This is a genomic window from Spirosoma liriopis (assembly GCF_023196085.1).
Lineage (GTDB): Bacteria > Bacteroidota > Bacteroidia > Cytophagales > Spirosomataceae > Spirosoma > Spirosoma oryzicola.
Map to the genome: position 1 here is coordinate 970111 of NZ_JALPRF010000001.1, position 12220 is coordinate 982330.

The 12220-nt window shown below is 49.4% G+C and carries 8 protein-coding genes; 3 read left to right on the plus strand and 5 right to left on the minus strand.

The window, feature by feature from the left end; translation table 11 throughout:
- Positions 1-68 precede the first annotated feature (68 nt).
- Positions 69-1754, minus strand: a complete 1686-nt coding sequence (pafA, locus tag M0L20_RS04090; protein ID WP_248475840.1) for an alkaline phosphatase PafA — start codon at positions 1752-1754, stop codon at positions 69-71.
- Between the two features lie 198 nt (positions 1755-1952).
- Here pafA and M0L20_RS04095 point away from each other — a divergent pair, with 198 nt between their 5' ends.
- Positions 1953-2753 carry a sterol desaturase family protein gene (locus M0L20_RS04095; protein ID WP_232559587.1) on the plus strand — a complete coding sequence of 267 codons (801 nt, stop codon included), beginning with the start codon at positions 1953-1955 and terminating at the stop codon, positions 2751-2753.
- A 3-nt stretch (positions 2754-2756) separates the two neighbouring features.
- Here M0L20_RS04095 and M0L20_RS04100 read toward each other — a convergent pair whose 3' ends face one another.
- Positions 2757-3731, minus strand: coding sequence for a polyprenyl synthetase family protein (locus M0L20_RS04100; RefSeq protein ID WP_232559588.1), 975 nt, complete (start codon positions 3729-3731; stop codon positions 2757-2759).
- A gap of 273 nt (positions 3732-4004) precedes the next feature.
- Between M0L20_RS04100 and M0L20_RS04105 the strand changes: the two genes are divergently transcribed.
- Positions 4005-4976 carry a patatin-like phospholipase family protein gene (locus tag M0L20_RS04105; RefSeq protein ID WP_232559589.1) on the plus strand — a complete coding sequence of 324 codons (972 nt, stop codon included), beginning with the start codon at positions 4005-4007 and terminating at the stop codon, positions 4974-4976.
- Between the two features lie 21 nt (positions 4977-4997).
- Here M0L20_RS04105 and M0L20_RS04110 read toward each other — a convergent pair whose 3' ends face one another.
- The 3 genes from M0L20_RS04110 to M0L20_RS04120 all read right to left on the minus strand — a co-directional run bounded on the left by M0L20_RS04110 (position 4998) and on the right by M0L20_RS04120 (position 10811).
- Positions 4998-5897 (minus strand): glycerophosphodiester phosphodiesterase family protein, encoded by a 900-nt coding sequence (locus tag M0L20_RS04110; RefSeq protein WP_248475841.1) that lies wholly within the window; start codon positions 5895-5897, stop codon positions 4998-5000.
- 176 nt (positions 5898-6073) lie between these two features.
- A complete protein-coding gene (locus tag M0L20_RS04115) occupies positions 6074-7330 on the minus strand; it encodes a ComEC/Rec2 family competence protein (RefSeq protein WP_248475842.1) in 1257 nt (418 codons plus the stop codon).
- Between the two features lie 88 nt (positions 7331-7418).
- The gene (locus tag M0L20_RS04120; RefSeq protein ID WP_248475843.1) at positions 7419-10811 is read right to left on the minus strand and encodes a TonB-dependent receptor; all 3393 of its coding nucleotides are present in this window, start codon (positions 10809-10811) and stop codon (positions 7419-7421) included.
- Positions 10812-11113: 302 nt separating this feature from the next.
- On the opposite strand from M0L20_RS04120, the gene selD reads away from it, so the two are divergent.
- A complete protein-coding gene (gene selD / locus M0L20_RS04125; protein WP_248475844.1) occupies positions 11114-12196 on the plus strand; it encodes a selenide, water dikinase SelD in 1083 nt (360 codons plus the stop codon).
- The last annotated feature ends 24 nt before the right edge of the window (positions 12197-12220 follow it).

Consider the following 12220-nt stretch of genomic DNA (forward strand, 5'->3'; position numbering starts at 1 on the left):
GCGAATCAATGACTGTCTGAGCGTTTACTCACACGGCCATCGATTCGCGCGCTCACCCTTTTTTACTTTTATTTCGCAATAGCTTCTTCTACGGGGTTGCCGATGCAGCCGTTAGGTTCAAGAAGACTCAGCAGGGCCGTAATGGTAGGCGCAATGTCGTGAATGTGCGTTCGGCGTAGCGTCTGTCCGGGGCGTACACCCCAGCCGTACATCAGGAACGGTACGTGTGTATCGTAGGCGTAGGTTGTACCGTGCGTTGTACCCCTATTTCGCCCCTCCAGCCAGCCCGATGGCTGCATTACGTAGAAATCACCACTGCGGTTAGGATGGTACACATTCCGAAATAAATTCTCCTGAAGTAGTGGCAACGCTTCCGCGCCAAGATTATGCAGGTTAACGACGTTAACAATAGCCCGTTGTTTCAAAAGAGCGCTTCTTAGCAACTCGTAAACATCCTGAATAGCAATTTTCTTCTCGATCAGCAACGCATGGTTTAGGTACACCTGCTGGTTGATGTACGAAAGCATCCACTGACCCGGACCGTAGGCTTTTTCAAGCGTCGCTTTTACGATATCGCCAATTTCGCCGTAGCCTTTGAAACCTGATGGAATCCGGTACTGCTGCAAAAAACCCGGTGCGTCAACGACCCCATGATCGGCGGAGAGAAATGCCAGCCACTGCCCTTTTCCAACGGTGGCGTCAAGTTGCGCAAAAATGTCCGCCAACTGACGGTCAAGCCGGATGTAATTGTCCTCCGTTTCGATAGCATGGGTACCAAATGCGTGACCGATATAATCGGGCGACGAAAAGCTCAGGCAAAGCATGTCAGTTACTTTGTGCTGACCAAGTTGCTCCCCTTTGATCGCAGCAAGCGCAAACTCTTTGGTGATCTGGTCACCGAACGGGCTCGTTCTCAACGGTTCGTACTTACTACCGCCGGCCTGAATCGCGTTAAACGAGTGCGGGAAAATAGATTTGGTTTCACCCGCCAGAATCGACTCGTACGGCTCGTCGTCAACGGTACTTTCGGTATACTGATCCATCGGTAGAACAGGCTCCCATTTCTGACCGAGGAATTGTTCGGGTAGTTTACGCGCGTTGAAATCCTGAACCCACTTGGGCAGGTCTTTCTGATAAAACGTACTGCTGATAAAATTACCGTCTTTCGAATCGAACCAGTAAGCGGCATCGGAGGCATGACCAGCGGGCAAGATAGCACCCCGGTCTTTCAACGCAATGCCAACTACTTTCGCCTGACCGTCGGTAGCGAGTTTAAGCTGGTCGCCAATGGTTGTCACGAGCAAATTGCGGGGCGACATTTTACCAGCGTTTCCGGTGTTACCAACCGTGCTGACGGTTGTGTCTTCGGCGCAGTACATCAACCGACCAACGTTCCGCTCGTAAAAATCATTACCGACAATGCCGTTCAACGCCGGAGCCGAACCGGTATAGATAGCCGCGTGTCCGGGTCCCGTGTAAGTAGCCGCGTAATGGTAGTGATTATTCCGAGCGTTGAACCCGCCATCCATCATGCGCCGAAAGCCACCCGTACCGAATTTAGTGTAGTACCGATACAGGTAATCGTAGCGCATCTGGTCAACTACGATACCGACAACGAGTTTTGGCCGGGCCAACGCCCGAGGATCTACTCGCTGCTGAGCGCCAGCTGGTACTGATGCAGTTGTTTTTCTGGTTTGTGCAAAGCTGGTTGCTGCCAGTAGACCTAGTAATAAAAGAGGAGAATATAGGCGCATGGAGCCGTTCGAATTTAATTAGGGTCACTTTGCGCAAAGGTACAAACATTCCATTGAGCAGACCAACTAAGCCAAACGTTGCCACAAAGGCGATTTTGACTGGTCGGGATCGCTTGCTTACCAAAACAATAGAATTTCCAACATTCAGTAAGGGATTCGGTTGAGCCTACAGCGGCTAATTTGACCGTATCAACGTTTATGATTCAGATCACCAACCCAGCAACGTTCTGGCTGACGGGACTGTTGTTTTTCATCGCCATTTTCGGGCGGTACGTACTTTTTTCGCTGCTTTTCTGGTGGTTATTCAACGTGTCCATGAAAGACCAGTTTGCGCACCGGGCTGTACAGACACGACCGCGCAAACCGGGTCAGGACTGGCGCGAAATTGGCTGGTCGGTATTGACATCGCTTATTTTTACCGCTATTGCCCTGGCTGTTATTGTCGCTTATCAGAAAGGCTACACGCAGATCTACACCGCTGCCCAAACGTATCCGCTGTGGTGGTATCCGATCAGTATTCTATCCGTGCTGTTTATTCACGAAACATACTACTACTGGCTTCACCGATGGATGCACAAACCGGGTGTTTATCGGTGGGTACACAAGACGCATCACGACAGTATCACAACTTCGCCCTGGACGGCCTTTTCGTTTCACCCACTCGAAAGCACGCTACAGGCTATTGTCATTCCGGCACTGACCTTTGTATTGCCGCTGCATATTTCAGCCGTTGGGATTATACTGATGATCATGACGTTTTCAAGCGCCGTCAATCACCTGAATACCGAGATTTATCCCCGCGATTTTGATCATCACTGGCTGGGGCGATGGCTCATCGGTGCTACTCACCATGGGCTGCATCACGCGCAGTTTCGATTCAACTACGGGCTTTATTTCACGTTCTGGGATAAATGGATGAAAACAGAAAGCCCTGATTTTCACCGCTTGTTCAAAGAAAAAACGAAGTCGGCACTGGGGGTTGAGGACAAGAAAGGTTAAACGCTATTTACTGCGCTCGATGGTGTACTGTACCAACTGGTGCAACGACCGGCGGTAAACCGACTCAGGAAAAGAATCAAGCAATACCTGCGCTTCGGCAACGTAACGGTTCATGGCTTCCGTAGCATACTCAATGCCGCCTGAGTTCTTGACAAACTCAATGACCTCATTTACCTTTTTAGGATTCTCGCTGTCGTTCTTGACAATGTTGATAATCCGGCGCTTTTCCAGAAAACGAGCTTGGTTGAGGGCGTAAATGAGCGGCAACGTCATCTTTTTCTCTTTGATGTCAATGCCAAGCGGTTTACCTACTTCCGCAGTACCGTAATCGAAAAGGTCGTCTTTTATCTGGAACGCAATACCCACTTTTTCGCCGAAAGTGCGGGCTTTTTCGATCGTCTCTGAATCGGTACCGGTAGAGCGTGCCCCTACAGCGCAACAGGCTGCGATCAGCGATGCCGTTTTCTGACGGATAATTTCGTAGTAAATGTCTTCAGTAATGTCCAACCGCCGGGCTTTGTACAACTGAAGCAGTTCGCCCTCGCTGATTTCACGTACTGCTGTCGATACGATCTGAAGCAATTCAAAGTCACCATTGTCGACAGACAGGAGTAGCCCACGCGATAACAGATAATCCCCGACCAGCACCGCCACTTTGTTTTTCCAGAGCGCATTCACCGAGAAAAAGCCCCGTCGGTAGTTTGAGTCATCGACCACATCGTCGTGAACTAGCGTAGCCGTGTGCAGTAGCTCGATAAGCGATGCCCCCCGATACGTTGACTCGGTGATTTGCCCACATACACCGGCCATCAGGAAGACGAACATGGGACGGAGTTGTTTGCCCTTTCGCTTCACGATGTAACTCATGATCTGATCGAGCAGCATAACGTCGCTTTTCATTTGACCCCGGAATTTCTGCTCAAACAACTCCATTTCGGCAGCAATCGGGGCTTGTATATCAGCGACAGTAAGAGGCATATTGGAAGTAGTGATCAACAGTCGTTTTACGAACGGTTCGTGTTAAGTCAACAATGAAGAAGCGCAGAATGTGCCATCGACGACTACTGAACAACCATCAAATCGAGACTATCGATTAAATTTTCGGCAAGTATAGCAAGGAAAGTGCAGACGCCGAAAAAGCCGGTCATAAAAGCCGCACCCCTTCCGACCATTTTATAATCTGTTTTCTTTTGTTTATAGCGTAAAAACTGTCAACTTTCCGCCCATCTACCTGAACCAAATGCGGCTTACATGATTAACAATCCGGTCCCACCAACTCCTCATCCTACAGCAGTTACGTCCGAACCTAACGTTACCAGAGCCCTTGTTTTAGGCGGAGGCTCACTGAAAGGGGCTTTCCAGGCCGGGGCTGTGATGGCTCTTTTCGAATCAGGCTTTGTCCCCGATCAGCTGTACGGGATTTCAGTGGGTAGTCTTAATGCCACCTTTATTGCCAATGAGGCCGCCCGCCAGCACGCAGAAACGGGAACGATAAACTGGGAGAAAGTAGGCAAATACCTGATTGAATTCTGGATTCGAAACATAACCAAGCCCGACGATGTGGCCGTCATTCGGTCGCGGTTTCGGTTGGGTTACAACACGCTTATCCGCCGGTTCGATGGCTTGCTCGATAACTCGCCCATCAAAAACCTGATCCGTAACCATGTGGACATGGAGGCTATCAAAAATGGCCCCGTGAAGATTAAGGTCGGAGCCGTGGACATCATCGAAGGCGATATGCGCTATGCCGATGCGCAGGACCCTAACTTTCTGGATTATGTCTATGCAAGTAGCTCACTACCTTTTCTCATGCCTGCGGTGCAAATTGGGGGTGACCACCGACGAGCCTTTCTGGACGGTGGCCTGCGCGAAGTAGCTCCGCTTCGTGTAGCTATCGAAGATGGCGCGACAGACATTGCCTGCGCAGCCTGCCACGCCCGAAAGATTTACAACGAGAAATTCAATTACCGGAATATATTGAATCTGATGGACCGGGTAAAGGACATTACGGTCAATCAGTTGGTTAATAACGATATCGCTTGGGCTGAACGTTACGCGGAACGAGAGCACCTTCACGGTCGTAATCTCAATCTAACGATTATTCGCCCTACGGAACCACTTTTCTTCAACCTAATGAAATTCACTTCCGACGATATTGGTCGAATGATTGTTTCAGGTTATCAGGCTGGGACCGATGTACTAAAACCAAAGAACAGCCAATAGCGTGGTAACGAGAACGTTTCGCTAGAACAAGGGAGCTACCTCTTTGGGACGATCAGTTGTAATAATGTCCCCTCCTTGCCGGAATAGTTCGCGGTATCCAGCAGCAGCCTCTTCTAACGGTTTCTCGTCCAGTTGATTCGCTCCGTACGTACCGACAGAGCAGAGCATACCGAGTTTATGCAATCGCTCATAGAACGTAGCGGGTTGTAGTTTCTGCGGAGTCAACGCAATTAATCGGCCTGTTGCGGGTAGCTTTTCTTTCTCAAACCGGTCTAGATCGGCCATGCTGTTAACGCCTACCGCCAGCCAAAGTAATGGAAAACGGTCCCGCATCCGTTGCGCTTCAGCAACCGAGTAGCAAATCACAAAAACCGAATACTCCGCCCGATGCTTCAGTACTTTGTCCATGACCTTAATAGGGTCAGTCCCCGGCTTCACATCGAGCGCCAGCACATACCGATTCTTATTCCAGTCCAAAACCTCATCGAAGGTTGGCATCCGTTGCTGGGTTCGTTTCCCGGATAAATCGTTCAGAAAGATCTTTTTCAGATCAGGAAGCGACCACTCAGCTACCGGTCCCGTTGCGTTCGACTCCCGATCTAAAGTAGGATCGTGCAGCAGCACGTAATTGCTGTCGCGGGTGATTCGCACATCCATTTCCAGGATAGCATTGGGTAACACACTGGCGGTTTGGTTGAACGTTGGAATCGAATTTTCCGTATCCGACGCGCCCGGCCCACCCCGGTGTGCCAGTATAAATGGCCGTTTTCGATCAGAGCGGTATTGCAGAAAATCATCAATCGTTTTACTGTCCTTAAATCGGTCAACGGCTTGTGCGACGGATTCGCCCGAAACAAGGCCAAGCAGTGCGAAGCAGTAACACACAATACCTAAAACACGCGCTTTACGTCTCTTTTTCATGTTTAAGAGGGTGCTTGAAAATTTGTTGCTGTACGGTCTATATCATTCCGAAGGAACAATAAAAAAACATCTATTTTTTCAGTGGAATCGGTTTCTCAAAACCGACACTTTACAGTAATCTGTGTCGGTTTTGAGAAACCGACTCCACTGAAAAAATAGAAACAATCCACTAGTGTCTATTTTGCTGCATAAGGCCCATGCACAGCTTTAATGCGAAGCGACTCGTCCCGATCATCCAGAATAAACACGCGGTATGCTTTGCCTCCAGGATCAACGCGGACACACACATGACCTGACGTACTAGTTAGTCGATCCGCCAGATTGCCAAGGGCGACTTTGGTCTTGTCAAGCAGATTCGTTACGAAGACATCGCGCGGACCAGCGTAGGTTTGTTTCGAGTAGAGACGTTCGAGAACATCTCTTCCAGGATGCGATGCGGCCCAGGCTGGGATGACAAGCACCCTTGGTTTCAGACGAGCCAGCAAAGTCCCGTTTTCCGAATCGGCATACCCATGATGATCCAGCACCTGAACGTCTATGGAATCAACGACTTGTGCAACTGGCGTTTCGACATCATGCCATTGGGGTTCACCAAATTGCAACACGCCCGTTAGATCACCACCGGCAAAGTACTTAAAATCGCCATAGCGGACGGTTAATGCGAGACTACACATGTTTTCGTTGGGATACTGAGCAGGCGCTATTGTCTTCAAATCAGGAAATAGCTCGCGCGTTATTGTATCCTTACCACTCCAGATTTTACCATTAGCCGCCACATTTCTGATTTCGAACAGCTTCCAGTACCGCTTCGGCTTTTTCAGCAAGGTAATTTGATCGTTTCGTCCCGGTTTGAATCGCTCTACCGTCAGGCCTTTTTTCTTAACCTGGGCGCGAAGGAACTGTCGATAGTTGATAACCATCGAATCGCTGGCTAGTGAACGGGGATAGTCATAGTCTGGCCAACCCCGGTCTAACATTGTTCGGATCGGAACAAATTCGGCAACTTCGGTAATGCCCGTCAGTATATAGCCTTCCGCCGATTTACTAGCCCTGTGAGCCGGCGAACCCATATGATCATCGTGAAAATGCGTGATGACGGCGTAGTCAATCGCTGGATTATGTCGCGGACGGAGGACGTTTCTGATGTACCGCGCGATCCATTCCCCTGCATGCCGGTCGCCGTTCGGTTTGATGGGCAAATTACGGGGCTTGTTTGTCCGCCAGTCGATTGGATTAACCGAACCGGCATCAATCAAGAGCGTCGTGCCATCAGGTAAGATAGCGAATGTCGCATTTCCCCGCCCAGTGTTGATATGGTGTATGTCCAGATAACCCTGTCTCCAGACAGGTAGCGATTGGCCTATTTGCTGAGCCGTAGCGGTGCAAAACGGCCAGCTGGCTAACAGTATGATGAGCAGACGATAACCAAGCATAAACCGATTTGGTCAGGTTCTACAGCTAAAAACAAAAATCCCCCGCATCAGTACGATAACGGGGGATTTTCTAATCACTTGAAATCGACTAGAAGAGGTAACGAACGCCAAGCTGAGCCTGCCAAACGTTATCAATCGTAATATTTTTAACAAATGAATCTCTCAGCAGAATCGTTCTGGTCGTGCCGTTCTCAACGATCGACTGCGTTCCCATGCGGTAGGTTGGCACACCAGCTGCGCTAACACTTGCCAGCGACAGTGGGCTTGATGACGTATTCTGCCAGCCTACACCCCACTTGTTGTTCAGCAGGTTACCAACGTTCAGGATGTCGGCCCGGAATTGGATGGTATGACGCGTGCCTTTAGAACCAGTACGTACGTAGAACTCCTGGATTGCCGTGAAGTCGAAGCGAGTCAACCAGGGCGCATAACCACCGTTCCGCTCAGCGTATTGACCACGACGGCTTTTCAGGTAATCGTTGCCGTTGATGTACGCTTCAAAAGCAGCCTGTTGCTGTTCGGGAGAGTACGTTACTGCCGACGAACCAGATCCTACGGTCAGTGCCGAGAAATTCAATTCAGACGCGTTTCTTGGTACGTAGATCAGGTCATTGCTTGTCTGACCATCGCTGTTCAAATCACCACCCACTACGTAAGACGCTTTGTAACCACTGGTCGATTGCATACCCAGCGTAAAGGTTGTCGAGCCACCGAACTTACCACCGTAGTTCAACCGGTAGTTTGCGTAGCCGATGATCCGATGACGCAGGTCATTGTCGCCATACGACATGGTCAGGTAGTTCTGGCCCTGTACAGTCGGCGTGTTACCAACAACCGTGCTACCTACCAATTGCAAGTCTCTCGCTTGGCCGTAGGTGTACGCCAGCATTCCGCCCAAACCATTCACGGCAGGTTTTTCAAGCTTACCCGTAAATGTGTACGAATTACCTACGTTTGTGTTCTTCAGAACGAACGCGTTCGTGTTATACGGATAGTTGATGTAACGAGCCGTATTGATTGCGTTGGTACCCGTTAGGCCCGAGGCTGGGAAAAGATTACGGGTATCAGGACCACTTAACTGACGGGTTGGCGTAGCTAAGTTAGCGTCAATGTAACGAAGCGCCTGGATTGTCTTGTTGTAAATCACTTCAACCGTTCCGATCAGTCCCCAAGGCAACCGCTGGTCAACCGCCAGGTTTGTTTTCCATACCATTGGGTACTTCAACTCTGGATCGGTTGCGTTAACAGCATAACCCGTCAAGCTCTCAACGTTTGTGTTGACGGCTGGCAATATACCAGCGGGCAATTTGCTAGGATCAGTAACGAATGGAATGTTCGTGTTCTGTAAGTTATAAACACCCGTATTTACACCATTGTTACCGAGCTGGTTCGACACCAGTACTTCAGGAATACGGGATACGAAAATACCGCTACCACCCCGGATCTGTGTCTTTTTGTCGCCTTTCACATCCCAGTTGAAACCAACGCGGGGCGAAATTAGCAAGCGAGCTTTGGGAAAAGCACCTGTGTTTAATCTGTACTCTTCATTATTCTCGTCTTTGTACTTACTTCGCTCTACCCGTGGATTGTTGAAGGCGGAAGCCGTTGAGTTATCGTAGGCAAAGATATCAGCCCGCAAACCGGCAATCACTTTGAACGCAGGGTTGACCTGGAACTCGTCCTGTACATAGGCACTGTAGGTGCTCCGGTGCAGCGTTTGCAGCGGCTCACCACTCACCAGCGAGTAACGCAGGTTATACTGTCTTACCGTTACAGGAGAAGTCGTTGCTGTAGGATTGGTGATTGAAGCCAATGCTGCGGTCTTGAAATCAGCGATCGAGTTATACACATACACACCGTTCGACGCAGGGAAGAATACGTTGTTCGAGGTGTATTTCTCGTAAGACAGACCAAACGTCAGCGTGTGCTTGCCAGCGAAATAGCTAAAGTTATCCGTAATGTTCAAGGTCGAATAATTCAGCTTGTTGTTTGGCGTAAACGGATCGAAGCCAATCGACGTGTAGGTCGTATTATCTTTCAGAATGTCGATCGTCGGAAATATATCGGTCCGATACGTTCTGTCTTCGATTTGCTTGTTGTACGTAGCAACCAGTTTGTTAGCAAACTTACCACCGAAGGTCGAGTTCAGTTCTACAGCAATCGAGCGGGTGTTATCCGCAATTTTGTAGCCCGTATTCTGCGGAGAAAGAGCCAGATTACCTGAGTAAGCACCGGTAGAATAGCCAGTACGATTACCAAATCCGGCAGTACCACTACTATTACTGTTGCTGATCGACTGATCAGACTCCGAGTTATGGTGCGAATAACGAACAGCCAGTTTATGGTTATCGTTAATGTTCCAGTCAAGACGAAGGAGTCCTTTTATGCTCTTGACATCGTTGTTATAGTTATCAATAGCGCCCAGATCCCGGTTGAAATTCGTCTTCATGAACTGGCTAAGATCGTCTAAATCCGCTGCTGTTACCCGTGAGACGTTTCCTGTGGTGCCTGCTCCACGATCAGCTACCCAATCCAATGCTGGCTGGCTGCTGTTGTACTGCTCTACGTTCGCGAAGAAAAAAAGTTTATTCTTGATGATCGGACCACCAATCCGGAAGCCTTTCGTCTTTTGGTCAATCGTAACTGGCGGAAGATCTCTACCGTCTGCTTTTTTACCTGCTAGGCTGTTGTTACGGAACAGGTAATAAACCGACCCCGAAAAATCATTCGTTCCAGAGCGCGTTACTGCGTTGATACCAGCTCCCGAGAAACCGGTCTGACGAACGTCGTAAGGCGCTACGTTCAGCTGAATTTCGTCTAAAGCGTCAAGCGAAACGGCTGTTGTACCCGTCCGTCCACCGGCAATAGCGGATGATCCCAGACCAAAACCGTTGTTGAAAACAGCACCATCAATAGTGATGTTGTTGAAACGGGGGTCCTGACCACCGAATGACTGACCATTTCCGTAGGCGTTGTACTTCGTAATGTCGTTGATCGTACGACCTAGCGTTGGAATCGTGTTAATGGTTTGGCGACCATACGACGCGGCAGCTCCCGTCCGCTCCGAGCTAAAAATATCGCTCCGAGTACCTGACACAACAATCTCCTGCAACTGTGAACTAGCATCGGACAGGTTGAAATTAACGTCAGCAGCCGTACCGAGGCTAGTGAATACGCCGTCTTTTACCTGATCCTTGAAACCAACGAACGTAGTCGTAATTCTGAAAGGACCACCTACCCGAACACCAGGAAGTGTGTACCGGCCTGAAGCATTCGTTGTTGTACCATACCGGCTACCCGACGGTTCGTGGATAGCGACAACTGTAGCACCCGGCAGTGGAGCGCCTTTATCGTCATTGACCTGCCCATTAATAACTGCGGTCGTAACCTGCGCTAATGCCGCGCTCCCACCGAGTACGGACAGTAGCATACTGCTGACAAGCACAAAGGCTGCCTTAAAATGCAGTAATCGTTTTGACATAGAAGTGATAGATTTGGTTTGTAGCTTTGAGCAACTCATCAAGTTAGATAGGTCTTCCTATTTAAAGACAAAGATGCTACCAATTTTTCGGTTATTAAAGTATGACTTCTTAAAAAAGTACCACTATTTCCTAAGCCTATGGTTAATTTCTATAAATAGCCATATTTGAGATCATTTATATTCTATTATACTATATTAACTAATTGTTAAGCGCACCTTTTCGTTGGATTTGTAAGTAAACAAAATTAGTTGAAAGCTTACAAGCCAATAATCGATAATTTGTCACTTAGTTTTGTCCTATTATGATACCATCCGAAACTCCATCCGTCAAACTCACCCAATACAGTCATGGCGCAGGCTGCGGCTGTAAAATAGCACCCAAGATACTGGACCGTATCCTGCACAATCGTACGACGAGTCCATCCGATAAGAGCGGAGACTCAGCAACTGGCCAGCCGCACTACGCCAACCTGCTTGTCGGCAACGACTCCCGCGACGACGCTGCGGTACTGGATATGGGCAACGGAGAAGCCGTCATCAGCACGACCGATTTTTTTATGCCAATCGTCGACGATGCGTTCGACTTTGGCCGCATTGCGTCGGCCAACGCGATCAGTGATGTCTACGCAATGGGTGGCGAACCCATCATGGCTATTGCGATTCTGGGATGGCCACTGGACAAGCTGTCGCCCGAAGTGGCGGGGCAGGTTCTCGAAGGTTCCCGCGCTATCTGTCTCGAAGCCGGTATTCCTCTTGCGGGTGGTCACAGCATCGATTCACCCGAGCCTATTTTTGGACTGGCCGTAACGGGTCGGGTCCGAATCGATCATTTAAAACAAAACAACACGGCGACCAAAGGGTGCAGGCTATACCTTACCAAACCGCTCGGGGTCGGCATCCTGACAACAGCGCAGAAAAAAGGCATTCTAAAACCCGAACACGCTCACCTGGCCCCCACGCAAATGGCAAAACTAAACAGCTTCGGGGCTGTTCTGGGTAAATTACCTTATGTCAAAGCCTTGACGGACGTAACCGGTTTTGGTTTGCTTGGACACCTCACCGAGATGGCCGAAGGCTCCGGGCTTAGCGCAGTCATTACGTTCGATGCTGTACCTACGCTGCCGTTTGTTGACGAATACCTAAGTCAGAAAAGCTTTCCCGGCGGCACTACCCGAAATTGGGACAGTTACGGCCACAAAATTTCGGAACTGACGGAGATGCAACGCTACATCTTGGCCGACCCCCAAACATCGGGTGGTTTGCTTATCGCCGTTGACCCGAACAGCACGATTGAGTTCGAGCGCGTGGCTAGCGAGAACGGTTTTTTCCTTCAATCATTCGGCGAATTAGTCGAGCAGCGGGAGAAAGTTGTTTATGTTCAATAATTTTGACGCTTCGAGTTGGAGGCA

Excerpts from the sequence above, each read along its gene's own strand:
- pafA (WP_248475840.1), bottom strand. The coding sequence starts at position 1,754 with ATGCGCCTATATTCTCCTCTTTTATTACTAGGTCTACTGGCAGCAACC.
- M0L20_RS04095 (WP_232559587.1), top strand. The coding sequence starts at position 1,953 with ATGATTCAGATCACCAACCCAGCAACGTTCTGGCTGACGGGACTGTTG.
- M0L20_RS04100 (WP_232559588.1), bottom strand. The coding sequence starts at position 3,731 with ATGCCTCTTACTGTCGCTGATATACAAGCCCCGATTGCTGCCGAAATG.
- M0L20_RS04105 (WP_232559589.1), top strand. The coding sequence starts at position 4,005 with ATGATTAACAATCCGGTCCCACCAACTCCTCATCCTACAGCAGTTACG.
- M0L20_RS04110 (WP_248475841.1), bottom strand. The coding sequence starts at position 5,897 with ATGAAAAAGAGACGTAAAGCGCGTGTTTTAGGTATTGTGTGTTACTGC.
- M0L20_RS04115 (WP_248475842.1), bottom strand. The coding sequence starts at position 7,330 with ATGCTTGGTTATCGTCTGCTCATCATACTGTTAGCCAGCTGGCCGTTT.
- M0L20_RS04120 (WP_248475843.1), bottom strand. The coding sequence starts at position 10,811 with ATGTCAAAACGATTACTGCATTTTAAGGCAGCCTTTGTGCTTGTCAGC.
- selD (WP_248475844.1), top strand. The coding sequence starts at position 11,114 with ATGATACCATCCGAAACTCCATCCGTCAAACTCACCCAATACAGTCAT.